Source organism: Eubacterium sp. AF36-5BH (genome assembly GCF_003460505.1).
Lineage (GTDB): Bacteria > Bacillota > Clostridia > Lachnospirales > Lachnospiraceae > Eubacterium_G.
The window spans coordinates 17,959-43,913 of the sequence record NZ_QTVG01000013.1; the positions used below are offsets into that span (position 1 = coordinate 17,959).

At 33.9% G+C, this 25,955-nt stretch carries 19 protein-coding genes; 16 read left to right on the top strand and 3 right to left on the bottom strand.

Features of this window, described 5'->3' with window-relative positions; translation table 11 throughout:
• Window positions 1–11 precede the first annotated feature (11 nt).
• The 4 genes from DW006_RS11390 (at window position 12) to DW006_RS11405 (ending at window position 4,483) form a co-directional block, all read left to right on the top strand.
• Window positions 12–1,187 carry a leucine-rich repeat domain-containing protein gene (locus DW006_RS11390; protein WP_118000723.1) on the top strand — a complete coding sequence of 392 codons (1,176 nt, stop codon included), beginning with the start codon at window positions 12–14 and terminating at the stop codon, window positions 1,185–1,187.
• A gap of 338 nt (window positions 1,188–1,525) precedes the next feature.
• Window positions 1,526–1,891, top strand: a complete 366-nt coding sequence (locus DW006_RS11395) for a hypothetical protein (RefSeq protein WP_118000725.1) — start codon at window positions 1,526–1,528, stop codon at window positions 1,889–1,891.
• Between the two features lie 94 nt (window positions 1,892–1,985).
• The gene (locus tag DW006_RS11400; protein WP_118000727.1) at window positions 1,986–3,848 is read left to right on the top strand and encodes a hypothetical protein; all 1,863 of its coding nucleotides are present in this window, start codon (window positions 1,986–1,988) and stop codon (window positions 3,846–3,848) included.
• A 5-nt stretch (window positions 3,849–3,853) separates the two neighbouring features.
• Window positions 3,854–4,483, top strand: a complete 630-nt coding sequence (locus DW006_RS11405; protein ID WP_199521915.1) for an ABC transporter ATP-binding protein — start codon at window positions 3,854–3,856, stop codon at window positions 4,481–4,483.
• Window positions 4,484–4,558: 75 nt separating this feature from the next.
• Here DW006_RS11405 and DW006_RS11410 read toward each other — a convergent pair whose 3' ends face one another.
• Window positions 4,559–5,101 (bottom strand): ECF transporter S component, encoded by a 543-nt coding sequence (locus DW006_RS11410; protein ID WP_022165223.1) that lies wholly within the window; start codon window positions 5,099–5,101, stop codon window positions 4,559–4,561.
• On the bottom strand, window positions 5,085–6,623 hold the full coding sequence (locus tag DW006_RS11415; protein WP_022165222.1) for a 4Fe-4S dicluster domain-containing protein: 1,539 nt from the start codon (window positions 6,621–6,623) through the stop codon (window positions 5,085–5,087). Before DW006_RS11415 ends, DW006_RS11410 begins: the two co-directional genes overlap by 17 nt.
• A 370-nt stretch (window positions 6,624–6,993) precedes the next feature.
• Here DW006_RS11415 and DW006_RS11420 point away from each other — a divergent pair, with 370 nt between their 5' ends.
• The 8 genes from DW006_RS11420 to DW006_RS11455 all read left to right on the top strand — a co-directional run bounded on the left by DW006_RS11420 (window position 6,994) and on the right by DW006_RS11455 (window position 18,264).
• Window positions 6,994–8,373, top strand: a complete 1,380-nt coding sequence (locus tag DW006_RS11420; RefSeq protein ID WP_118000731.1) for an MATE family efflux transporter — start codon at window positions 6,994–6,996, stop codon at window positions 8,371–8,373.
• A gap of 300 nt (window positions 8,374–8,673) precedes the next feature.
• A complete protein-coding gene (gene nrdD, locus DW006_RS11425; RefSeq protein WP_118000733.1) occupies window positions 8,674–10,863 on the top strand; it encodes an anaerobic ribonucleoside-triphosphate reductase in 2,190 nt (729 codons plus the stop codon).
• A 181-nt stretch (window positions 10,864–11,044) separates the two neighbouring features.
• The gene (locus DW006_RS11430; RefSeq protein ID WP_118000735.1) at window positions 11,045–11,248 is read left to right on the top strand and encodes a hypothetical protein; all 204 of its coding nucleotides are present in this window, start codon (window positions 11,045–11,047) and stop codon (window positions 11,246–11,248) included.
• Window positions 11,249–11,596: 348 nt separating this feature from the next.
• Entirely contained in the window at window positions 11,597–12,298 is a 702-nt protein-coding gene (locus DW006_RS11435; RefSeq protein ID WP_118000737.1) for a GTP pyrophosphokinase family protein, read from the top strand.
• Window positions 12,299–12,340: 42 nt separating this feature from the next.
• A complete protein-coding gene (locus tag DW006_RS11440; protein ID WP_118000739.1) occupies window positions 12,341–12,676 on the top strand; it encodes a cupin domain-containing protein in 336 nt (111 codons plus the stop codon).
• Between the two features lie 19 nt (window positions 12,677–12,695).
• Window positions 12,696–15,614, top strand: a complete 2,919-nt coding sequence (locus DW006_RS11445) for a glycosyl hydrolase family 28-related protein (RefSeq protein WP_118000741.1) — start codon at window positions 12,696–12,698, stop codon at window positions 15,612–15,614.
• 4 nt (window positions 15,615–15,618) lie between these two features.
• Complete coding sequence (locus DW006_RS11450; protein WP_118000744.1) at window positions 15,619–17,436, top strand: hypothetical protein; 1,818 nt, start codon at window positions 15,619–15,621, stop codon at window positions 17,434–17,436.
• Window positions 17,437–17,460: 24 nt separating this feature from the next.
• Window positions 17,461–18,264, top strand: a complete 804-nt coding sequence (locus DW006_RS11455; RefSeq protein WP_118000746.1) for an aldo/keto reductase — start codon at window positions 17,461–17,463, stop codon at window positions 18,262–18,264.
• A gap of 85 nt (window positions 18,265–18,349) precedes the next feature.
• Here the strand turns inward: DW006_RS11455 and DW006_RS11460 are convergent, their stop codons facing one another.
• Entirely contained in the window at window positions 18,350–19,072 is a 723-nt protein-coding gene (locus DW006_RS11460) for an SDR family NAD(P)-dependent oxidoreductase (protein ID WP_118000748.1), read from the bottom strand.
• A gap of 407 nt (window positions 19,073–19,479) precedes the next feature.
• Between DW006_RS11460 and DW006_RS11465 the strand changes: the two genes are divergently transcribed.
• The 4 genes from DW006_RS11465 to prfB all read left to right on the top strand — a co-directional run bounded on the left by DW006_RS11465 (window position 19,480) and on the right by prfB (window position 25,826).
• Window positions 19,480–20,799 carry a C40 family peptidase gene (locus DW006_RS11465; protein ID WP_158561135.1) on the top strand — a complete coding sequence of 440 codons (1,320 nt, stop codon included), beginning with the start codon at window positions 19,480–19,482 and terminating at the stop codon, window positions 20,797–20,799.
• Window positions 20,800–21,266: 467 nt separating this feature from the next.
• Window positions 21,267–21,806 (top strand): ribosome-associated translation inhibitor RaiA, encoded by a 540-nt coding sequence (gene raiA, locus DW006_RS11470; protein WP_118000752.1) that lies wholly within the window; start codon window positions 21,267–21,269, stop codon window positions 21,804–21,806.
• A gap of 247 nt (window positions 21,807–22,053) precedes the next feature.
• Window positions 22,054–24,627 (top strand): preprotein translocase subunit SecA, encoded by a 2,574-nt coding sequence (gene secA, locus DW006_RS11475; protein WP_118000754.1) that lies wholly within the window; start codon window positions 22,054–22,056, stop codon window positions 24,625–24,627.
• Window positions 24,628–24,707: 80 nt separating this feature from the next.
• Window positions 24,708–25,826, top strand: a complete 1,119-nt coding sequence (gene prfB, locus DW006_RS11480) for a peptide chain release factor 2 (protein ID WP_118000756.1) — start codon at window positions 24,708–24,710, stop codon at window positions 25,824–25,826.
• Window positions 25,827–25,955 lie beyond the last annotated feature (129 nt).

Here is a 25,955-nt window from a genome sequence, read left to right on the forward strand (position 1 = left end):
GAGGTAAGATTATGAGAAAAAATTTAAAAAGAAAAATATTATTAACTATGTTATTAGCGTTACTTGCATTTCCACAGATTGTAAAGGCTGATCCTTATGAGGGTCCTTATGTGGGAAAAGAAACAAATATTAGAATAATAAGAGCTAGTGAGGAGCACGACACATTATACTCAAAAATATACTTTGATAAAGATTATACAGTGGATGTTGAAGGTCTAGGTGGCTTGTCTTCATATGATAGACAGTTTGAGTATTTAGAAAACATAAATGTGTCGCCAGATAATCCGGTGTATAAATCAATTGATGGAGTGTTATTTTCAAAAGATGGAAAGAAATTAATATGGTATCCTCCAACAAAGAATGAAGGGAAAAGTTATACAGTACCCAATAGTGTGAAAACAATAGCAAGTAGAGCTTTTTATCAGGCAAAAATAACAGAAATTAAACTAAATAACAATATCGAAAAAATTGATGAAAGGGCATTTTCATTAAGTGAACTAAAGGAAGTGAGTATGCCGTCTAAAATCAAGAAGGTAAGCGAAGATGCTTTCTATGAATGTACAAATTTACAAAAGGTAAACTTAAATAATGTAACAAACGTTGGACCTTCTGCCTTTTCTCGTTGTAATAATTTAAAGACAGTAAAAGGTAACAAAATAAAAAAAATAGGCAATAATGCATTTTATCAGGATGGAAAGTTAAAGACGATTCAATTAGGCAAAGTTACAAAAATTGAAAGCGAAGCTTTTAATGAGTGCACAAGTTTAAAGAAAGTTAATTTATCAAAAGTTAAAGAGTTTGGTGAAGAGGCTTTTATGTATACGGGAATTAAACAGTTTACATTAAAGCCGGGAGTTAAACTTGCTGAACAATCGTTAGATCCAAGAACTAAAATCAAATATAGTGTGCCATTTTCGAAAATTAAACCATATATAGGTGATGGTAAATGTTGGAATAAAGTTATCGGTGCAAAAGGGTATCAACTTAAATTAACATACAAGGTCAAAAAGAAAAATAAAACCATTGTTTGCACCCAGAAAGCAGACTATATTGGCAGATTTAGTAAATTAGGAAAGAAACTTAAACAGGCAGATTACGAAATATTTGTAAAAATCAGAGCTTATAAGTATAAAAACAAAAAGAAGGTTTATACAAAATGGAGCAAGAGTACCGGATTTTTCTTTTAAAAAATCTAAAAAGATTTTTTTAGCACTTTTTTTAGCTGGAATATTTTGAACGTTATCTACGTTTAGAATGTAAGAAAGAGCTGTCACTTTGACGATTACAAAACGTTAAAGTGACAGTTTTCTTTGTTTTTAATTAAATTAATAAACCACAAAAGTAATAACAAACAATAGATAATAATAACAATGTATGAGCTTTTTATAAGGGAATTGTTATTACTTCAAAAACTTCTTTGCAAAGGGTTGACTTCAAAAAAAATAAGAGTAGAGTGACTTTGGTACGTAAATAGACATGTCAAATTGTACTTATGAAAAAATGAAAAACGAAATGGAGGAGAAAAATGAAAAAGTTAAAGAAAGCATTAGTTTATGCTTGTACAGTTACAACGCTCTTAGGAACAACTACAGCAGTTTATGCAGGAGCATCTAAGGTGCTAAATGGTGGTGGAGCAAAATGGACTGGTGGAGAAACTTCAAATGGTATTTTGTATTCTAACTTATATGATATGGAAGTAGATGGAATACAATACAAAGTTACAGTATGGGTAGATCCAGATTGGAGTACAAAAAAAGAAAAATCAGGTACAACAGATGGAAAAGGAAAGAAAGGAAGAGTACATGTTGGAAAGGCTTCTACTCACAAAAATCCTTTTGTACCTGAAAAGTGTGGATATAAAGATTTTAAAGCAATAGCTATAAAAAAATAAGGTATTGTGTTTAGTAGAGAACCTTGATAGTAAAGTGTCAAGGTTCTTTTAATGTATTATGTTCATAAATGAAAAACTATAAAGGAGGAGAGCAATGAAAAAAATATTCACGCTTATAGGCATAATGACTGTAATCTTCTCAGTTTATTTTATGCTATTAGTAGTAGATAAGTCTAATTATATAGATGAAAGTAGGATTTCAGATTTTTCCCTTAGTAAACAAATTAATTTAGAAACACTTGAAGAATGTGCTAAGGAAAGTAATGTTTGTGTACAAATTAGAACATTTAATAATTATTCCTTTGGTAATACTGATTGCAAAGTTGAAGTAATTAATCCAGCAAAGAATGTTAAATATGGTGCTGTGAGAAGCTTATTCCCTAACAGGCACATGAAAATAATTAAAGCACAAAAAATAGAAAATAGAAAAGTAAGATATTTTACAGTTCAGGAAAATAATTCGACAAGAGTTTCTAAATTTAAAAAGAAGCTGGAAAAATCAGGCTTTGAAGCGATGGTTACATGCAAGGAATCTGTTGAATTTAATTTAGGCATGCTATTTAGTCCTTTAAATATTGGATTTTTTATATCAGTATTTTGTCTGGCTCTATTTTGCACATCAATTTATTATATATCCCGTTTGAAAGAAATTGGAATATTAAAATTAAATGGCTGGTCTGAAAATCGAATTTCACTAAGACTGTATAAAGATATAATTAAGAATACAGCATACGGTTTTGTTAGCGGTGTTATATTATTTTGCATTTATATAATTATTATGGATGTAAGTCAGTTATATTCATATTTACTGATGGTGTTATTTTTAATGCTATCTTTGAATTTGGTATATATTTGTGTAGCTGCAATTGCAGTAGTTTTTATAAAAAATGCAGGTTATATTGATTCAATAAAAAACAAAAAGAATAACAAAATAATATTTATTATGACAATGGCATTTAAGGTAGTGTTGACAGTAGTCGCGTTTATTATAGCCACTCAATTAATAGAAAATGCAATAAGGTTAAATGAAGGCACTAAAAAGGCAGAAGAAATTGAGGCACGCAATTGGTATATTTGCACACAGCATATATCACCTAATGAAAAAGAAGAGAAAGAGTTAAATGCTTTTGTGGAGCAATATGACGATAAGGAAATATTTAATTATTGTCCATCAGATACTTTATTATCCAAGTATGAGAACACAAAAATATACAAAGATTTAGATAGTATTGAAAGTAATATGATTATTGCTTCTTATAATTTACTGCCGTATTTAGGAATAAAAGATAAAAATGGAGAATTACTGAAATTAGATAGTGAGAAAGAATATTTGCTTGTACCGAAAAACTTATGGAAGAAGCGCAAAAAAATAGCAAAATATGAGGAGATGGGAGATATTGAACCTGTATGCATTGCCAGCAAACAATGGATTATGGATTTTGAAACTCCCGGAAAATATTCGTATAATTCAGTTATTCAAATTTCTAAATTGGAAAAAAAGGCTACTATAAGTTATGGTGATGTTTTTATGACAGAAAAGGTAGCAAAACAATTGGAAAAGAAATTGTTGACAATGGGATATGAAAAATCAGACATAGAAATGGAAGCGTTAAGTACAGAATTGCGTACGCATATATCTACTTATCAAACGGAATTATTCGAAAGCGTTATGTATTTTGTCATAGTATTTTTGACATACATATTAGTAGATATAAGTTTGTTTTCTATTTATTATGAATTCAAGAAAAAGAAAATGGCAGTTTATAGCCTGCTTGGTAAAAAAGCAACTAATGACATTTCAAAGTTTTTAATATACAACGCCACGATTGTTATTGTTGTAGATATTGTTGTAAATAAAAAATTTGTTTGTTTAGTTATCCCGGAAACGATAATATTTTATGCTATGTTAAAAAGAAAATCGTTTGAAAGTATTGGAACAGTAATAAAAGGAAGGTAAAGATTATGTATGCAATTGAATTAGAAAATATAACAAAAAAGTATGAAAACCACACAATTTTTGACAATTATAATTTGAAGATAAATAAAGGAACGTTTCTAGGCATAAAAGGCCCCAGTGGTAAAGGTAAAACAACATTATTAAATATAATGGGGTTATTAGAAGATTACGAAGGACATTTATCTATAATGGGTGAAGAGATAGCCTATAAGAATAAAAAGAAGAGAAGAATGATGTTGAAAAACACAATAGGCTATTTGTTTCAAAATTATGCACTTATAGATGATTTGAATGTATATGAAAATCTGAAAATTGTCATTAATAAAAAGTCTGGAAAAAATGAAAAACAGCTGATGACAGAGGCGCTGGAAAAAGTTGGTTTTGGAGAGGAGTTCTTAAACAAGAAGATATATACCTGTTCAGGTGGCGAACAGCAGAGAATAGCCATTGCAAGATTAGTGCTTAAAGATTGTGATATTGTTTTGGCTGATGAACCAACCGGTAGTCTTGATGAGAAAAACACAGAGATTGTTATGAAATTATTAACCGGCTTAAATGAAGAGGGAAAGACAGTTGTGATGGTTTCACACGACGATGATGCACTTTCGTATTGTAAAGAAATAGTACAGATTTAATAAAGACAAAAATTAATTAAAAAATCCCATTTGACAGATACCGAAATTTTCGGAAATGCCAAATGGAATTTTTTTTTAATGCAATCTTTTTACTGCAATTCTGACTACCGGCCAGATAATGCAGGCTGCTGCTGTTCCCAGCAAAGCAGCATAAAGTTGAGTTGTAGAATATGTTACACCTGCAATTCTTGTCATTTTAGGTGACAAGTGACTTCCGAATGTAGGAATAACCCATTTTACAATTAAAAGGTTCATAACAGCCCATTTTGCAAAAGAACCGGCAACAAGGCTAAGTGGAAGTAAATTAAGTTCCAACTTCTTGCCACGAACAAACCAGGCAAAAAGGACGATTACAATATTACCAAGCATAATAAATGGTAATATCATTGGTACAGTAGAAATTATTGCAGACTGTGTAATAATGAAAGAAGTAACAGGTGCTACAACTGAAACTATTACACCGCTAAGTAATCCACAATAAAGTGTATCAATAATTAAAATTAGGTTAATTAAGCCTCCGGTAATAGGTAAAGTACCGGGGGTTTTTAATAACTGTACAACAACACAAAGAGCAATCATTATGGCTGTTACAGTTATTGTTTTAGTTTTCATTTTCATTGTTGTAGAAATCCTCCTTAGTAATCAGGTGAAGATATTTAAGGTAATCTGAACGTGAAGGCTTTTCAAAAGTTGAAGTTTTCTTCTGTTGCTCAAGTCCCATTGTGGCTTTTCTAACATCAGCAAGAACTCCGGCACCACCCATGCATCCACCGGGACATGCCATACCTTCTAAAAGATAGCCATCATACATACCGGCTTTTGCCTTAGCAAGCATTGTCTTACATTCTTTTAAACCTTCAGCTTTAACAGTCTTAACTTCTCTTTCTGGTTCAAGACAGTTAATTGCATTAACAACGGCTGCGGCAACACCACCACTGGCAGCGAAACCTTTACCAAGAGAGCTTGATGTATTTAATGGCTCTTCAACTTCTAATTTATCAAATTCAATGTTTTTAGCATCAAAAATACCCATCATTTCTTCAAAAGTTAAAACAAAGTCAATATCACTTCTAACTGATTTTCTACTAGCTTCTAATTTCTTAGCAGCACAAGGTCCGATAAATACAACCTTGCAGTCAGGATGTTGTTTCTTTGTCATACGACCTGTTAAAACCATAGGTGTAAGTGCCATTGAAATGCAGTCAGCGTATTCAGGATAAGTTTTCTTAGCCATAACTGACCAGGCAGGACAACATGAAGTACCAAGCCAAGGATGTTCATTAGGAACTTCCTTCATAAAGTCGGCAGCTTCCTGCACCGCACATAAATCGGCACCAATGGCAACCTCAACCATATCTTCAAAACCAACAGCCTTAAGTGCGGCTCTAACCTGTTCAGGTGTAACCTTATCACCAAACTGTTTAACAAATGAAGGGGCAATGGCAGCGTATATAGGTGTATCGCTCTTTAATGCAAGCACCGTCTGGAAAATCTGACTTTTATCAACGATGGCACTAAATGGACAGCTTACCAAACACATACCGCAGGATACACACTGGTCGTAATCAATATCAGCTCGTCCATATTCGTCTGACTTAATGGCATTCATACCACAGGCAGCAGCACAAGGACGTTCCTGTTTAATAATTGCGTTGTAAGGACATGCATTTACACACTTACCACATTTAATACATTTTTCCTGGTCAATAACAGAACGACCATTTTCCATATGAATTGCGTTCTTTGGACAAACCTCAATACAAGGATGTTCAATACAACCCTGACAGCCGTTAGTAATTAAAACACGTTTCTCAGGGCAGGCATGGCACGCAAACTTTATTATATTAATAAGGGGAGGATCATAATATTTTTCGTCTATGGCACTGGCATCAATTCCATCAGATAATGGTGCATGCTCAGACATATTTCTTACAGGCAAACCAAGAGTTGCTCTTAATCGTTCCCCGATAATGGCACGTTCAAGAAAAATATTGTCATAATATTTTCCAATTTCGCCGGGAATAATTTCAAAAGGAAGATCCTCTATATGTGATAAAGGATAATCTTCGTAAGCCATTCTGGCTATTTCAGTAAAAACCTTATGACGAATTTCAGTTTTATTTGAATAAATACCTCTCATAATTTTCTCCATTCTGTATGATAATAGTAGGCAAAGCCCAATTTGCCTAAATTATAACATAATAAAAGTGAATGATAAAGAGAATTGGTTAAAAATTTAACAAAGCTTTAACATAACTAAAAGAACTTAATAAAATAAGAAAATACCCGTAAAAACCTAAACAAATTTATTAAATAATTTCTAATTATAATTACAGGAGAATAAATAAGGGAAATAAAACTATTGAATTACATTTAATTTAAAAACAGAGTAATAATGAATAATAAAAAATAATAATATTTTTGAAAATAAATGTTGAAAAAACATACAATACAGTTGTATTATAGAGTTTAGCTGTCTGGCAAAAAAAGAAGAAATAGGGAGGAAAACAATGACACAGGAAATAGCTAATCCTTTAGGAACACAACCAATAGGAAAATTATTAAAAAAATTTGCAGTGCCAAGTATTATATCAATGATAGTAATGTCCCTATATAATATAGTAGACCAAATTTTTATAGGACAAACAGTAGGAGAGTTAGGAAATGCGGCAACTAATGTGGCTTTTCCGCTTACAACTTTATGCCTTGCTACAGCTCTTACATTAGGTATAGGTTCGGCATCAGGCTTTAATTTAAACATGGGGGCAGGTGATACAAAGAAAGCACCATATTACATAGGTAATGCAACAACACTTATGCTTATTATAGGTGTGATTATAGGAGTTATCGGTATAGTTTTCGTGAAGCCAATGCTTTTATTTTTTGGCTCAACAGACAAGGTGCTTCCTTTGGCAATGGAATATACAAGCGTTATTGCATTAGGATTTCCGGCAGCCATTGTATCAGCAGGTGGAGCACATTTAGTAAGGGCAGATGGTAATCCTAACTTTTCAATGGCGTGCAATCTGACAGGGGCGGTTATTAATGTTGTACTTGATTATATTTTTGTAATTCTCTTTGGTTGGGGAATGTCAGGTGCTGCAATTGCTACAATTATCGGTCAGTACGTTGCTACATTAATGGTTATTTGGTATTTAATACATTTTAAAACAGTTAAATTAAAGAAAGAGCATTTTGTGCCAAATGCAAAAATATGTTTAAGAGCAAGTCACCTTGGTATGGCTCAAGGACTAAATCAGTTGGCAATTATGTTTGTTCAGATTGTAATGAACAAGACACTAACATATTACGGGGCGTTAAGTTCATACGGAGCAAATATACCCCTTGCAGTATGCGGAATTGTAATGAAGGTAAATCAGGTTTACTTCTCAGTTTGTATTGGGGTAGCCCAGGGCATGCAGCCAATTGTAAGTTTTAACAGAGGAGCAGGAAAGTTTGACAGAGTTAAGAGAACCTACAAGATGGCACTTACATGCAACGTTGTAATTTCATGTATTGCATTTGTTGTATTTCAGTTGTTCCCTGAACAGCTTTTAAGCATATTTGGTTCAGGAAGCAAAGAATACATACAGTTTGGAGTCAAATTCTTTAGAGTATTTTTATTTATGACATTTTTAAATGGAATACAGCCAATAACATCAACATTTTGTACAGTTATCGGTGAACCTAACAAGGGAACATTTTTATCTCTTACAAGACAGGTGATTTGTTTTATTCCTTTAATGTTGGTTCTTCCAATTATTTTTACAACAATAGGTGGAAAGGCTATGGGAATTGAAGGCGTAATGTACGTTGCACCGATTTCAGATTTTCTTGCAGCAGCACTGTCACTTATAGTCGTAAGAAAAGTATTTAAAACATTGCAGTAACTTAACAAAATTATATATTTTAAACACAGATTATATAAAAGGTAACTTATTGAAAAATAATAAAAAAATTTTTGAAAAAAAGAAAAATATGCACTATACAAAATAGAATATGTTGTGCTATAATACGTTAGGCGGACACAATATCTTGTGTTCGCTTAAAAAACGGACAAAATATAGGAATCACCCCATAAATAGGGGAGTTCAGGCAGAATAAAGGGATTTTTTGGAGATAAGATTAACAATATTTAGAACAATATTTAGGAAAATATACAAGAAATTGCAAAGGAGATAGGTATTAATATGGAGTCAAAGATTAGAAGAGTTATTAAGAGAAATGGAGAGGAAGTTTCTTTTGATGTAAATAAAATCCTAAATGCCATAAGAGCTGCAAATAACGAAGTAGAGCCAATACATAAGTTAAACGAATATCAGATTGCAGCAGTAGGAAATATTTTAGAAAAAGAAATTATGTCTACACAGCATGCTACATCAGTTGAAGATATTCAGGATATGGTTGAACGTGGAATTATGGAAATGCGTGGCTATGAAGTTGCACAGAAGTATGTAAGATACCGTTATGTACGTGAACTTGCACGTAAATCTAATACAACAGATGAGGGAATTCTTGCACTTATTGAACAGTTAAACGAAGAAGTTAAGCAGGAAAATTCAAATAAGAATCCTACAATTAACTCAACTCAGAGAGATTATATGGCAGGCGAGGTAAGTAAGGATTTAACAAAACGTATATTATTACCAGAAGAAATTGTTGAAGCACATGAACAGGGAATTATTCATTTCCATGATTCAGACTATTTTGCTCAGAAAGAGCATAACTGTGACTTAATTAATTTAGAGGATATGTTACAGAACGGAACATGCATTTCAGAAACAAAGATTGACAAACCACATAGTTTCTACACAGCATGTAACGTTACTACACAGATTGTTGCTCAGGTTGCAAGTAATCAGTACGGTGGACAGTCTTTTTCATTAGGACATTTAGCACCATTTGTACAGGTTAGTAGAGAGAAAATTACAAAAGAAGTTTTAGCTGAAAGAGAGCAGATTGGACTTAATTACAGCGATGAACAGGTAAAGAAAATTGTTGAGAGAAGATTAAAAGACGAAATCAACAGAGGTATACAGACTATTCAGTATCAGCTTATTACACTTATGACATGTAATGGACAGGCTCCTTTTGTAACAATGTTTATGTACCTTGATGAAGTGCCTGAAGGTCAGACAAGAGATGACTTGGCTACACTTATTGAGGAAGTATTAAAGCAGCGTATTCAGGGCGTAAAAAATGAAAAAGGTGTTTGGATTACACCGGCATTCCCTAAGATTATATATGTTTTAGACGAAGACAATGTAACACCTGATTCAAAATATTGGGCATTAACAGAACTTGCAGCAAAATGTACTGCAAAGCGTATGGTACCTGATTATATTTCAGCTAAAGTAATGAAGGAAATGAAACAGGGTTGTGTTTACCCATGTATGGGATGTCGTTCATTCCTTACTGTAGAAGACAGTCAGAGAAATGCAGACGGAAGCCATAAGTTCTACGGACGTTTCAATCAGGGTGTTGTAACTATTAACTTAGTTGATGTTGCATGTTCATCTAACGGCGACATGGATTTATTCTGGAAGATTTTAGATGAAAGATTAGAGCTTTGCCATAGAGCATTAAGATGCAGACATGAAAGATTACTTGGAACACCTTCAGATGTAGCACCAATTCTTTGGCAAAATGGAGCATTGGCACGTCTTAAAAAAGGTGAGACAATTGATAAACTGTTGTTTGGTGGATATTCAACGATTTCACTTGGTTACGCCGGACTTTATGAAATGTGTGTAAGAATGACAGGTAAATCACATACAGATCCTGAGGCTAGACCATTTGCTCTTAAAGTAATGCAGAGGCTTAATGATAAGTGTGCAGAATGGAAAGCAGCAGAGAACATTAGTTATTCGGTATATGGTACACCAATGGAATCTACAACATATAAGTTCGCAAAATGTTTACAGAAGAGATTTGGAGTTATTAAAGGCGTTACAGACAAGAATTACATTACAAACAGTTATCACGTACATGTTACAGAAAAAATAGACGCTTTCAGTAAACTTAAATTCGAATCAGATTTCCAGAAATTATCACCGGGTGGAGCTATCAGTTATGTAGAAGTTCCAAACCTACAGGATAATATAGAAGCAGTAATCGAAGTAATGAAGTTTATTTATGACAACATTATGTATGCTGAATTAAATACAAAATCAGATTATTGCGAATGTTGTGGATATAACGGCGAAATTCAAATTATAAATGATGAAAAAACAGGCAAACTTGTTTGGGAATGTCCAAACTGTGGAAACAGAAACCAGGACAAAATGAGTGTTGCTAGAAGAACTTGCGGTTACATCGGAACACAGTTCTGGAACCAGGGAAGAACACAGGAAATAAAGGACAGAGTCCTTCATCTATAAAAACATAAACAACCGGAAAAAATTTCGGATATAATTAAAAAATGAACTTTAAGAACAAGAACAGCATTGACAATTGTCGATGCTGTTTTTGTGGTTTATTTCTTTTTTGTGATTTTTGCAATAGACATTCTATTTAATTATAAGCAAACAAAACAATGATTCAAAAATTATAAAGTATAATATGGATTTAGAAAAAATCGAAACAGAGTATAATATTAATTCATGTGCTATACAGTATGATGTTGTAGGAAATAAATTATATATTGTAAACTTTGATGATGAAATAGTTGAATACACAATGGAAAAAGATAAATTAACAGAAAAAAACAGAACAGAAGTAGAAGTAGACGATAATGAATATATATCGGCTATGTATGCAAAATAAATATTAATTATTAAATAAGCTGCACACTAAACAATTAGCGTGCAGCTTATTTAATATGGCAAAAATCAGTTGGGAATAATGTGTTTTCAAGTCATACAAACACTAAAAAATTATGTTTTAACCAGTGATTGCAAAATTGAGTAGTGGCTATTCAGGATTAAATATTGTTAAAAAATCGTTTCATATTTTACTCCTAAATGGTATAATTATAACAAGTTTGCAGGTCGGATAAAATTGAATAATAAAAATTAACCCTAGTTAAATGATAACTCTGGTTGAATAGTAAATATATTTATATAAATAGCTTACACCCAAAGAGATTATATATAAATGGAACAGGAGAAAAATATGATTGTAGAACATTTAAAGGATCATTTTTTTAATGAACTAACAAAGGAAGAACATCTAGAGAAAATAAAAGAGGGTACATTGTCTTATAACAGACTAATGACCTATTACAGATGTGCCATTATGGAGGTGGAAACTAAGTTTAAGGTGCTAAACGAACAGTTTTCACTACGTTATGACGAGAACCCTATTGAGGCAATTAAGTCAAGACTTAAGTCTCCGGATAGTATAATGAAAAAAATGCGAAAGAAAAATATTCCAATGACAACAGAAGGAATTGAGGAAAATATTTTTGATATTGCAGGAATTAGAATAATTTGTTCTTTTAAGGAAGATATTTATAAAATGGCAGATTTATTGTTACAGCAGGATGACATAACATTAATCGAAAAGAAGGATTATATTAAACATCCTAAAGAAAGTGGCTACAGGAGTCTTCATTTGATTGTTGAAGTACCAATATTTTTGGAAAACGAAAAAAGAGCTATGAAAGTAGAAGTTCAGCTTAGAACAATTGCTATGGATTTTTGGGCAAGTCTTGAGCACAAATTAAGATACAAGAAAGATTTAGATGAGGATATCCTTGAAAAATTGTCAAAAGAATTAACAGAGTGTGCCCTAAAGTGTGCCGATTTAGACCAAAAAATGGAAAACATTAAGAAAAGTATTGAAAAGAACGCACTTGCAAAAGGAATCAAATAGATATTTTAATATAAAAATAAACAGTAAAAAAGGAGACAGATTATGATTTTTGAATTTAGTAAGATGGAAGATACGGTAATTCCTAATTTCTATGGTGGAGAAAAGCACATTAGTGCTAAGATGCATGTGGACGATAATTTAAAATTAATGAAGGGTACTTTAATTCCGGGAGCTTCCATAGGTGTTCACACTCACGAAAATAACAGCGAAGTGGTTTTTGCACTTTCAGGGGAAGCGGAAGTAACAATGGACGGGAAGACAGAAATTTTAAAACCCGGTACAGTTCACTATTGTCCAATGGGACATAGTCATGGAATGGTAAATAAAGGTACAGAGGATTTTGTAATGTATGCAGTTGTACCTAATCATAAATTATAAAAAGGAATCGGTATAGCGTATGAATGGAGTGTCGTTTTATAAGGAAAAACTAACGGATGGTAAAGCTGTGTATTTTACACAGGACAATTTTAATATTAAAAATGATGGAACAGAAGATGTAAGTGTGCAGTTACAGGAAGCAATTCACGCTGTTGTAAAACAGGATGGATATGGAGTGCTATTTGTGCCTGAAGGTAAGTACCTTCTTAGTAGAACAATCTATGTTCCAAAAGCAGTACGAATTATAGGTTATGGCAAGAACAGACCAGAATTTATTTTGCAGGATAATGCGGATGGTTTTAATGAACCACATCCTGAACAAAAAGGTGGTTTTAAATATCTGTTTTGGTTTACTAACAAAATGGAAGAGGACGAAAGTCGTATTCAGGATGCTAATCCGGGAACTTTTTACAGTGCAATGTCTAACGTAAATGTAAGTCTGGGCAGGGGCAATTCTCAGGCAGTGGCTTTTAGAACTCATTACGCACAGCATTGTTTCATTAATCATATCGATATTAATGTTGAGTCAGGAATGGCAGGCATTTACGATGTTGGAAACGAAATGGAAGATATTTTCATTAATGGTGGAAAATATGGCATCGTTACTACAAAGTGTTCTCCGGGCTGGCCTTTTGTTATGGTTGATGTAAGGTTTAACGGTCAGACTGCAGCAGCCATTAGAACCCACGAAGCAGGTCTTAATATAATAAGAGCTTACAGCACTAACACATCCAAGTTCATTGATGTTGATGAAGGTTATTTTGAAAAATTAATTATAGAAGACTCAATATTTGAGGACATGAATACATTTTTGGACATTGCTCAGGAGAAAAATCAGCTTACACAGATTAATGTAAAAAACTGTTATCTGAGGGCAGTGGAAAATATTGTTTCTTTTAAAGACACAGGAAGAAAAATAAACAGCGAAGATTACCAGTGCAGATTGAAAAAGTATACCCATGGAATTGTGGCAAGTGACATTAATCCTGACAAACAGTTCCACGATGAAATTTACCGCTATGCAAGAGAAGTGGATTATTCTATTTTAAAAACAGACCTGCCGATACTTCAGGAGATGGACTTGTGGGCAAATGCTAAAGATCTAGGCTTGAAAGGTGATGGCGTTACAGATGATACAGAAGCCTTAAAGAATGCAGTTGAAAAGTATCAGACAATATATTTCCCACAGGGAGAATACATTTTAACAGACACAATTACTTTAAAAGAGGATACTTCTTTTGTTGGTATGAATCCGGTTTCAACAAGATTAGTATTAAAAGAAAATGCAGAGAAATTTACAGGTTTTGGAAAGGTAAAACCTTTCATAAAGACATCAACCGGAAAGAATATTCTCTTTGGATTAGGCGTATACACAGGTGGTCGAAATCCTAGAGCATGTGGTGTGTTCTGGTGTGCCAACGGCGATTCATATATGAACGACGTGAAATTCTTTGGTGGTCATGGTAATTTGGTCAAAGGCACAGGCGACTTTGAAATGCCATACGACAGAGGAAGAGCAAGAGACGCTGACCTTAAGAAAATATGGGACTATCAATATCCAAGTTTGTTAATCAGAAATGGTGGAGGTATTTTTAAAGACGTTTGGTCAGCCAGCCCTTATGTTACAGCAGGTGTTCAAATTGAGAAAAACAGTTCTCCAATTAGAATTTACTGTTTGTCCTTAGAACATCATCAAAGATGCGAAATTAGAATGATAAAGGCAAAAGACGTAACAATTTATGGTTTCCAAAGTGAAGAGGAAAAAGCAGAGGGCGAATTTGCACAGCCAATAGAATTACATAATTGTAAGGATATTACTTTTTCATCAACCTACTGTTTCAGAACTGTATTTGTAAACAAGCCTTATCCATATTGTGTCAAAACCTGGGATTGTGAAAACATTAAATTCCTTAATGTACACAATTATTCTCAGATGAAATATACAATAGACAATTTCCTATTAGATGTTAATACAGGCATTGAGGTAAGACCTTGGCAGGCGGCAAGAATTGAAGTTATTGGAAAAGAAACAAGTCACGTAACAAGAAATACGGTAGTTGAATTTTCAATGGATTCCAAAAATAAATATAGTAATGAATTATTATACAGTGGATTTAGATTTGCTGATGGTGGCTGTTGTGACGGCAGAGGTAACTTCTATTTCCTTGATAGCTTAGACAAGAAGATTTATCGAATAGATGGCAAAACCTTGAAGATGACAATGTATTTTGAATCACCGTTTAAGATTAATTCTATTGGTTTTGACACAAGAGACAATATTGTTGTAGTTGGTGAATATTCAATTCCAAGAGAAGCTACTTTAAATGGCAAGGAAATAATAAACAACTTACCACCTGACAGTTATGGCACATCTTATGGCTTCTGGTATGACAGCAGAGCGATTGTTGTGGCATTTACAATTGACAAAAATGGTGACATTGAGAAATTGCACAAAGTCAATATAGGCGATATTAAACCGGAAAGAGTTTTATATCCGGGAAACCGTTGGAGAGATGGAAATGACTTTGAACAGGTTGTTACCTACAATCCAAAGAAGGCATTTTTGGCAAAAGACGGAAAGACAATTATCCCATGCCACTATGATTTAATGAGAGCAAATAATTTATCAAGATCAAAGCCGGGAAGAAAGTTATATTCAGTAGACGAATTGTACAAGCGCGTATGGCAGTGTGATATTACAGAAGACGGTTTACTGGAGAACCCGGTTCCGATTATAGAAGAGGGCGATTATAAAGTAAGAAAGTTTAACAATAAGATTTACGTGGCAGATGACAATATTAAAATATATGAAGATTTCAAATTGTCAGACACAATTAAGTTGCCACAAAGACCTACAACTTTTGATTTTGGAGGGGAGAAGAGAAACAATCTTATTGTGACAACGAGACATGCAGTATATTTAGTAAAGGATTATTAAAATTATGAGAAAAGGATTAATTATGGCATTAGCTACGTTGCTGGCTTTTACCATGGTAGGTTGCGGTGGCAGCAAAAATAATAGCAAAAGCGACACTAATAAGGTAAAGGAGTCTAAAGAAAAAATAACATGCGTTTCAAAAGGAAATCCTGTAACTGACAACAAGATTTTCGGAGATAATGTTTATGTTTTTGACAGCAAAGACAAAATAGAAGATGTACAGAACAAAATAGATTCGGTGTACAAAAAACAGGAGTCAAATCAGTTTGGTGATGAGCGATATGCACTTTTGTTTAAATCCGGTAAGTATGATAAATCATTATCTGTAAAAGTAGGATTTTATACTCAGGTTTCAGGTTTAGGAATTGAACCTACAGATACTAATATTAATCAATTATGGGTCGATGCAAAGTGGATGGGCACAAATGCAACATGTAATTTCTGGAGAAGTGCAGAAAACTTTTCCATTAATAAATATTGTATGTGGGCTAATTCTCAGGCAGTTTCATTACGACGAGTTAATTCAAGTGATGGGATTGTTTTAAGTGATGGAGAAGGCTGGTCAAGTGGCGGTTTTATTGCAGACAGCAAATTTGCCGGGACAGTTTCTTCAGGTTCACAGCAGCAGTATTTATGTAGAAATAATCAGTGGAACAACTGGGAAAACGGTGTTTGGAACATGGTTTTTGTAGGAGAGGAAACTTACAGTAATCCTTCAGGAGAGTGGCCATACGCTCCATATACAGTAGTGGAAGAGTCACCGGTAGTACAGGAGAAGCCATATATTTGCTACGATAATGACAAAGGCTATGGCGTTATGGTTCCAAAACTTCGCAAAAATGCACAAGGCATTTCATGGGAAAATGGTGTAACAGGCACATTTTACAGCCTAAACACTTTTTACATTGCAAATCCTGACAAAGACAATAGCAAAACATTAAACAAGGCTTTAGCTGACGGAAAGAATATTTTATTTACACCGGGCATCTACAATATAGAAGAAACTCTAAAAGTAACAAAGAAAGATACAATTATTTACGGTATGGGACTGGCTACACTTGAAGCTTCAAAAGGAAATGTTGTCATGAATGTTTCAGATGAAGACGGTATAAAGGTATGCGGACTTTTATTTGATGCAGGTGAAAAAGAATCAACAACTTTGTTGCAGGTTGGAGATAAGAAAACAAAAGTATCTCATGCAAACAATCCCCTTTCTTTTAGTGATGTGTACTTTAGAGTTGGTGGTGGAAAGTACGCAGGCAAGGTTAAAAACTGCGTAACAATTAACAGCAACAACGTAATAGGCGACAATTTCTGGGTATGGCGAGCTGACCATAGCACAAATGTAGGTTGGGACGTTAACACAGCAACTAACGGAATTATCATTAACGGTGATAATGTAACAATGTATGGTTTGTTTGTGGAACACTTTAAGGAATATCAGACTATCTGGAATGGCGAAAATGGTAAATTATTCTTTTATCAAAGCGAATTGCCATACGATGTGCCAAAGCAGAAAGCGTACATAAGTCACAATGGAAAAGTCAATGGCTATGCTTCCATTAAAGTGGCAGACAGTGTTAAAAAATTCGAAAGCTACGGTATAGGTGTTTACTGTTATAACAGAGACAGCGATATAGACATTGCATCAGCAGTGGAAGTTCCTGACAGAAAAGGCGTTAAGTTACATAATACATGTACAGTTAAATTAAACGGACAGGGACAGATTTCCCACATTATAAATAAAAGTGGAACAGCAACTGAAAATTTAGGTAATGCATGTAGAATAAGAGAATACGAAAACGGAATTGTTATTCAATAAAAAATATATAAAAGGAGAGTTGAAATGATACTTAAAGAAACTTACACATTGAGAAACGGTGTAAAGGTACCAAAGATAGGATTAGGTACATGGCAGATACCTGATGGAGAAGATACTTATAATTCAGTAACTTTTGCATTAAACAATGGTTATAGACACATTGATACAGCAAAAGCTTACGGAAATGAAAAAAGTGTTGGAAAAGCAATTATAGATTCGGGAATTCCAAGAGAAGAGATTTTTGTTACAACAAAGTTACCAGCAGAATGTAAAGGCTACGACATTACAAAGAAATGCTTTGAAGAATCTTTGGCTGATTTAGGCTTAGATTATATTGACTTATATTTAATTCATGCACCATGGCCATGGGAAAAAATGGGTATGGATTGCACAGAAGGCAATATTGAATGTTGGAAAGCAATAGAAGAAATATATGAAAGTGGCAAGGCGAAAGCAATTGGTGTTTCAAACTTTGCTCCTGAACATATGCAGCCTATATTAGACAATTGTAAAATTGTGCCTATGGTTGATCAGGTAAGTTTCCATATTGGAAACAGACAGGAAGCAGTAGTTACTATGTGTAAGGAACATGACATTCAGTTAATGGCATATTCACCACTTGCAACAGGTGGCTTGGTAAATGATGAATATGTTGCAAAAATTGCTGAAAAATACAACGCAACAATTCCACAGATTTGTGTTAGATATTGTATTCAAAAAGGTGCAATAGCTATTCCAAAATCAACTAAGGAAGAAAGAATTATTTCTAACGTACAGGTTGATTTTGAAATAAGCGATGAAGATATGGAATATCTTGATAAAAAATAATTAACTTGTCATCACGTTCACAAGAAATAATTAATCTTTTACTTTATAGCAAGGAATAGTCTTGTGAATATAGCGGAAAGGACAATTAACTTGTCCAACCGCCGTCTAGAGTAATAATTTGCCCGGTTAGATAAGAACCAGCTTCACTTATGGAATATACAGTTTTGGCTACATCCTCAGGTGTGCCCAGTCTGCCAACAGGTATTTCTTCTATTATAGAAGCAATATCTTCAGAATCTAAATGTGAATTCATTTTGGTATCAATGATACCGCACGCAATTCCATTAACTTGAATATTAGAAGGTGCCAGCTCTTTTGCTAAAGCTTTAGTGAAAGTGTTAATGGCACCTTTTGTTGTAGAATAGGCAACTTCACAGGAAGCACCACAATTACCCCAAACAGATGATATATTAATAATCTGACCATAACCCTGCTTCAAAAATAAAGGTATTAATGCCTGACTAACAGAAATAGCAGAAGTAACATTTGTATTCCATATTTTGTTCCATAAATCCTCATTTAAGTCCTGCAATAATCCAATTATAGAAATCCCCGCATTATTAATAAGAAGATTCACATTAAGATTATTTTCACTAATATAGTCTGAAATTTCCTTGCCACAGGAAAAAGAAGACAAATCACATTTAAGAGTATGCAAATTATCTCCATAAATATCAATTAATTCGTCTAAAGCTTCATTATTATTAAAATAAATACCTACAACAGTATAATTTTTTTCTAAAAGAAATCTTGCAATTTCTTTTCCAATATCTCCTGATGCTCCGGTAACAATAGCAGTTTTTTTCATGTTTTCCCTTCCTTTCATCTCGCAAGCAGCCTGCCTATATATTCAGCCATGCAGCTCGATTTCACTTCGTTTCATCTCGCAAGCAGCCTGCCTACATATTCAGCCATGCAGCTCGATTTCGCTTTGCTTCATCTCGCAAGCAGCCTGCCTACATATTCAGCCATGCAGCTCGATTTCACTTCGTTTCATCTCGCTGATTTGGATTCTCCAAATACATAAAAACAGTAATACTTAAAAGAATGCAAGCATTCTTTTTTTGTCTTCCTGTTTTTATGTGCATGGCTGAATTGTTATACACATACAATACCACATTCCGGTATGGGTTGACAGATTTTTTTTACAATGTTATTATTGTAATACTATTGTAACATTTTATGTTAAAATATATTTTATGGAGGCGTATAATAATGAAGCACAATTGTGCAAAGAAAATTGCAGGAGGATGTTTTGCATTAGCTATGACATTTGCCCTTGCACAACCAATGCTTGCTGATGACTTAAATACGGAAATGGCAAGTGCAGGAGCAGCAGTTGATATTGAGAATTACATATCAAGCACAGGAAGTGAAGACGGTTTGTCATCATATCTTCCGGCACCTGAGAAGACAGAAAACAAAACAACAAAGGTTGAAAGCAAAAAGACAACAAACGAAAACAAATTATTTTCCAATATTGCCATCGCAAAGGTTGAAGGTGGTAGCGAAGGTTATGTAAATGTTAGAAGAAGACCTTCAGCAAAAGGGAAAAGAGTTGGTAAGATTTATAATAACTGTGGAGCCACAATTATTGAAGAGACAAGCAATGGCTGGTACAAGATAAAGTCTGGTAATTGTACAGGATACATTAAGGCTGAATATTTTGTAACAGGTAACAAGGCACAGTCAAGAGCATTAGATAATGGTTATGTTTTTGCTAATGTAACAGCAACAGGTGTTCACGTTAGAGAAAAGTCATCTACCAAGTCAGATATTGTTACAAACGTATATCGTAACGAAGATTATTCAATTAGAAAATACAGCGCTGATGGCAAATGGGTGAAGATTAAGATTGCCAATGGCGTTAGTGGTTGGGTTTCAGCAGATTTTGTAAAAGTTAGTGTTGATATGGACACAGCAGTTACAATGAAGGAAGAAAAGGCTATTAAGAAAGCACAGAGACAAAAAGAGAAAGCTGCAAGAAAAGCAGCTCAGGCAGCAGCCAAGGCTAAGGCTCAGGCACAGCAGAGAGCTTCTGAGGAAGAAGAAATAGGTGAAGCACAGCCAAGACAGAATACAAATACTAACAGTAACAGTAATACATATACAGCACCAAAAACAACAAGACAGCAGACAACACAGGCACCACAGAATAATGATACTCAGACATCATCAGGTGGGGCATCAGCAGTAGTTGCTTATGCAAAGCAGTTTTTAGGTAATCCGTATGTATATGGCGGTTCAAGTTTAACAAACGGAACAGACTGTTCAGGATTTACAATGTCAGTATATGCACACTTTGGATACTCACTTAACAGATCATCATATACTCAGGTATACAACGGAAGAGCTGTCTCATTAGGTTCATTACAGCCGGGGGATTTATTATTCTACAAATATAATAGTTCAACAATTTCTCACGTTGCAATGTACATTGGCGGTGGTCAGATAATACATGCATCAACAGAAGAAACAGGAATTATAATAAGTGGTATGGGTTCACCTTGTGCAGCAAGAAGAATCATAAACTAATTTAATAAAAAAGCATTATTACCTACAACATATAGGACTTATGTTACTATATGTTGTAGGTCTTTTTTTATCTCTAAAAAAAGCCTGTTTTATAAAACTAAAGTCACCACATTTGTCAAGGATATATGTGAAAAATGCACAATTTCATGACTTCCACACAAAACATCTGTTCTTTTATAATTCGACAAAGATTTACATAAAATCTGTGTGAAAAAAGTTAATAATGTTAATAAGTCGGTTAATAACCCATAAAATCTAAAAAAATTCTATGTTAATACATGTTAATAACTAGAAAATGGTAAAATTATGTTAAATGTAATCGAATGTACGAAAAAACGCAAAAATTGTATAAAATGCACAAAAAGATAGTTAAAAATATAACTAATGAAAAATGTGTGATTTTCGTTGTTAAAAGTAGGTGGTTTATGGTATAATCTAGTTACTAGATAACGAAAGGAAGTGGTACCATGAAAATTAAAATTTTCGGAAAAAATATTGAGGTGACAGAGGGCATCAAAGGCGCTGTAGAAGAGAAGCTTGGTAAGCTTGACAAATACTTCGCAGAAGAGACAAAAGCAGATGTTACTCTTAGTGTTAACCGAAACGACCAAAAAGTGGAGGTAACAATTCCAGTAAAGGGCGGCATTATTAGAGCAGAAGAAGTTAGTGAGGATATGTATGCTTCTATTGACATGGTAGAGGAGACAATAGAACGTCAGTTAGTTAAATATAAGAATAAGTTAGTTGACAAGAAAAAATCATATCGCGACAATTTCACAAATGATTACATTGAAGCTGATTATGAAGATGAGGACGAAGATGTAGTTAAGATTGTAAGAACAAAGAGCTTTGGCATTAAACCTATGGATGCTGAAGAAGCTTGTATTCAGATGGAATTATTAGGACATAACTTTTTTGTATTCCTTAATGCAGAAACAGATGAAGTGAACGTGGTTTATAAGAGAAAGGGTGGTACATTCGGATTAATCGAACCAAACTTCGACTAGAATATTGCGTGATATTTAAGTAAGCGGAATCGCTGTTGACATATTAGTGTATGTTAACAGCGATTTCTTTGTTTTTAACGGAAAGTTTACAAAATTTACAATAAAATAAAATCTAATATGTTGAATTAATAACGGTAAAATGTTAATATATTCGATAGTGTGTGAAATACTTTGGCAATGGGAATTGATTGAAAACAGCAATTGATACCACGTTGCAGATCAGAATAAATTTAAAGAGGAGATTGCAATGGGTGTAATTAACAAAATTATTGGCACGCATAGTGAGCGTGAATTAAAAAGACATAAGCATACATTAGACAAGGTTTTAGCTCTTAAACCTGAAATGGAAAAATTAACAGATGATGAAATGAGAGCAAAAACAGAAGAATTCAAGAAAAGATATGCAGAGGGGGAAACATTAGACGATTTACTTCCTGAAGCTTTCGCTTTAGTAAGAGAAGCAACAAGAAGAACTCTTGGAACAGAACATTATCCTTGTCAGATAATGGGTGGTATTATTCTTCACCAGGGACGTATAGCAGAAATGAAAACAGGTGAAGGTAAGACACAGACATGTTTACTTCCGGCATATTTAAATGCATTAACAGGAAAGGGAGTTCATATCGTAACAGTTAATGAATACCTTGCTACTCGAGATGCTGAATGGATGGGACAGGTTCATAGATTTTTAGGACTTACAGTTGGTTGTGTCCTTTCAGACATGGAACATGAAGACAAGAAAGCAGCTTATGACTGCGACATAACATATATTACAAATAACGAACTTGGATTTGATTACCTTAGAGATAACATGGTTGTATACAAGGAACAGTTAGTTCAGCGTGGATTAGCTTACTGTATTATCGATGAGGTTGACTCTGTTCTTATTGATGAAGCAAGAACACCACTTATCATTTCAGGTCAGAGTGGTAAGTCTACAAAGCTTTATGAAATGTGCGATATTTTAGCAAGACAGATGGAAAGAGGAACGGCAAGTCCTGAATTGAGCAAGATGGATGCCCTTATGGGTGTTGATATCGAAGAAGATGGTGATTTCTTAGTAAATGAAAAGGATAAGATTATTAACCTTACAGCACAGGGTATTGCAAAGGTTGAAAAATTCTTCCACATAGATAACTATGCAGATGCTGAAAACTTAGAATTACAGCATAATGTTATTTTAGCTTTAAGAGCACATAACTTAATGAATAGAGATCAGGATTACGTTGTAAAAGACGACGAAGTATTAATCGTTGATGAATTTACAGGTCGTATAATGCCTGGTCGTAGATATTCTGATGGACTACATCAGGCTATTGAAGCAAAAGAACATGTAAAAGTTAACAGAGAAAGTAAGACACTTGCTACAATTACATTCCAGAACTTCTTTAACAAGTATGAAAAGAAGGCTGGTATGACAGGTACAGCCCTTACTGAAGAAAAAGAATTTAGAGATATTTATAGCATGGACGTTGTTGAAATACCAACAAACAGACCAATTGCCCGTATTGACCACGAAGATGCAGTATTTAAGACAAAGCGTGGTAAATTAAAAGCAGTAGCTGATGATATCGAACAGTCACATGCAAAAGGACAGCCTGTTTTGGTTGGTACAATTAACATTGATGCTTCAGAAGAGATTAGTGATATCTTAAAGAAACGTGGTATACCACATCAGGTATTGAATGCTAAATATCATGAAAAAGAAGCAGAAATTGTAGCACAGGCAGGACAACATGGAGCAGTAACTATCGCTACTAACATGGCTGGTCGTGGTACTGATATTAAACTTGATGATGCAGCAAGAGAAGCAGGCGGACTTAAGATTATTGGTACAGAGCGTCATGAATCACGACGTATCGATAATCAGTTAAGAGGTCGTTCAGGTCGTCAGGGAGATGTTGGTGAATCTAAGTTCTACATCTCACTTGAAGATGACATTATGAGACTTTTTGCTTCAGAAAAATTAATGTCAGTATTTAATGCATTAGGGGTACCTGAAGACGAAGAGTTACATCACAAGGCGCTCACAAGTACAATTGAAAGAGCCCAGAAGAAGATTGAAGGAAATAACTTTGGTATAAGAAAGAACCTTATGGAATACGATAAGGTTAATAATGACCAGAGAGAAATCATATACGCTGAAAGAGCAAGAGTTCTTAACGGTGAAAACATGAGAGATGCAATAATCAAGATGATTAACGAAATTATTGAATCTCAGGTTGATATGTTCGCAGGCGATGATCAGTCACCAAAAGATTGGGATATTGCAGGTTTAGTTCAGTCATTATTTGAAATTATTCCATTTAAGTTAAAGAGCAAACCAGAAGAACTTGCAAAATATACAAAGTCTGAATTCAAACAGAAATTAAAGGAAGAAGCTTTGAAATTATATGAAGCAAAAGAAGCAGAATTCCCAGAACCTGAACATATTAGAGAACTTGAAAGAATTGTCCTTCTTAAAGTAATCGACCAGAAATGGATGGATCACTTAGATGATATGGAACAGTTGAAACAGGGGATTGGTCTTATGGCTTACGGTCAGAAAGATCCGGCTGTTGAATACAAGATTCAAGGTTTCGAAATGTTTGGCTATATGATTGAAAATATTAAGATTGATACTGTAAAGACTTTATATCATATTCAGGTTGAGCAGAACGTTGAACGTGAAGAGGTAGCAGAAGTTACAGGAACAAACAAAGATGACTCAGATGGAGTTAAGAAGCCAAAGCAGAGAGTTGAAGCTAAGGTTTATCCAAATGATCCATGTCCTTGTGGAAGTGGAAAGAAATATAAGAACTGTTGTGGACGTAAAGCATAAGTTCATATAATAAAAATTACGAGAAGGCGGGGATTACCCGCCTTTTCTTGAAATTATAAAACAACAAGTGAGGGAATATTGTGGTTGAATTTGAACAATACAAATATGAGTGGAACCAGTACAAAGATAAAGTAAAAGAACTTGCAGCTTCTTTTGATATTGAAACAAAAGAAAACAGAATACGCGAAATTGAAGAAGCAATGGAACAACAGGAGTTTTGGGATGATGTTGAAAAATCGCAGAAGCTGATGAAGAAATTGAAAAATCTTAAATCTCAAATAGACACAATTTCAAAAATCCAAAGGGATTATGAAGATATTGGAATTTTGATAGATATGGGCAATGAAGAGGAAGATGCGTCTATCGTTGAAGATGTAAAAGAACAGTTAAATGAATTTATAGAAAATTTTGAAAAAACAAAAATAGACACTCTTTTATCAGGAGAATATGACAAATGTAACGCAATTCTTAAATTAAATGCAGGAGCCGGTGGAACAGAATCCTGCGATTGGGCAAGTATGCTTTATAGAATGTTTACAAGATGGGCAGAGTCAAAAGGTTATAAGACTGAAGTTTTAGATTTTTTAGATGGTGACGAAGCAGGAATAAAGTCAATAACTTTTCAGGTTAATGGAGAAAATGCCTATGGTTATTTGAAATCTGAAAAAGGTGTTCACAGGCTTGTTAGAATATCACCGTTTAACGCAGCAGGCAAAAGACAGACTTCATTTGTATCTTTAGATGTAATGCCGGATATTGAGGAAGATTTAGATGTGGAAATTAATGATGACGATATAAGAATTGATACATATAGATCAAGTGGCGCAGGTGGACAGCATATTAACAAAACATCATCTGCTGTTAGAATCACTCATTTGCCAACAGGAATAGTTGTTCAATGCCAGAATGAAAGGTCACAGCTTCAGAACAAAGACAAGGCAATGAAAATGTTAAAGGCAAAATTATACATGCTAAAAAAACAGGAAGAGGAAGAAAAGCGCTCAGGAATCAGAGGTGAAGTAAAAGAGATTGGTTGGGGCAACCAAATAAGGTCTTATGTAATGCAACCGTATACTATGGTAAAAGACCATAGAACTAACGTTGAAGTTACTGACGTTAACAAGGTTTTAGATGGCTACATTGATCCTTTTATTAATGGATATTTGAAATGGATTAATACAGGTAATGAGGAAAGTTAACATCACAAACCACTTTAACACTTTACCGAACTACCACAATATTGCATAAAAATCCATGCGATTTATTAAAAAAATTAATAAATATGTAATAATTTGTTATGAAAACAAAGTAAACAGCTTAAAATTAGT

Bases quoted from the DNA above. Each gene is read 5' to 3' on its own strand.
- DW006_RS11410 (WP_022165223.1), bottom strand. From the start codon at position 5,101: ATGAAAATGAAAACTAAAACAATAACTGTAACAGCCATAATGATTGCT.
- DW006_RS11445 (WP_118000741.1), top strand. From the start codon at position 12,696: ATGAATGGAGTGTCGTTTTATAAGGAAAAACTAACGGATGGTAAAGCT.
- DW006_RS11420 (WP_118000731.1), top strand. From the start codon at position 6,994: ATGACACAGGAAATAGCTAATCCTTTAGGAACACAACCAATAGGAAAA.
- DW006_RS11450 (WP_118000744.1), top strand. From the start codon at position 15,619: ATGAGAAAAGGATTAATTATGGCATTAGCTACGTTGCTGGCTTTTACC.
- DW006_RS11390 (WP_118000723.1), top strand. From the start codon at position 12: ATGAGAAAAAATTTAAAAAGAAAAATATTATTAACTATGTTATTAGCG.
- DW006_RS11415 (WP_022165222.1), bottom strand. From the start codon at position 6,623: ATGAGAGGTATTTATTCAAATAAAACTGAAATTCGTCATAAGGTTTTT.
- DW006_RS11465 (WP_158561135.1), top strand. From the start codon at position 19,480: ATGAAGCACAATTGTGCAAAGAAAATTGCAGGAGGATGTTTTGCATTA.
- DW006_RS11435 (WP_118000737.1), top strand. From the start codon at position 11,597: ATGATTGTAGAACATTTAAAGGATCATTTTTTTAATGAACTAACAAAG.
- raiA (WP_118000752.1), top strand. From the start codon at position 21,267: ATGAAAATTAAAATTTTCGGAAAAAATATTGAGGTGACAGAGGGCATC.
- secA (WP_118000754.1), top strand. From the start codon at position 22,054: ATGGGTGTAATTAACAAAATTATTGGCACGCATAGTGAGCGTGAATTA.
- DW006_RS11405 (WP_199521915.1), top strand. From the start codon at position 3,854: ATGTATGCAATTGAATTAGAAAATATAACAAAAAAGTATGAAAACCAC.
- DW006_RS11430 (WP_118000735.1), top strand. From the start codon at position 11,045: ATGGATTTAGAAAAAATCGAAACAGAGTATAATATTAATTCATGTGCT.
- DW006_RS11460 (WP_118000748.1), bottom strand. From the start codon at position 19,072: ATGAAAAAAACTGCTATTGTTACCGGAGCATCAGGAGATATTGGAAAA.
- nrdD (WP_118000733.1), top strand. From the start codon at position 8,674: ATGGAGTCAAAGATTAGAAGAGTTATTAAGAGAAATGGAGAGGAAGTT.
- DW006_RS11455 (WP_118000746.1), top strand. From the start codon at position 17,461: ATGATACTTAAAGAAACTTACACATTGAGAAACGGTGTAAAGGTACCA.
- DW006_RS11440 (WP_118000739.1), top strand. From the start codon at position 12,341: ATGATTTTTGAATTTAGTAAGATGGAAGATACGGTAATTCCTAATTTC.
- DW006_RS11395 (WP_118000725.1), top strand. From the start codon at position 1,526: ATGAAAAAGTTAAAGAAAGCATTAGTTTATGCTTGTACAGTTACAACG.
- DW006_RS11400 (WP_118000727.1), top strand. From the start codon at position 1,986: ATGAAAAAAATATTCACGCTTATAGGCATAATGACTGTAATCTTCTCA.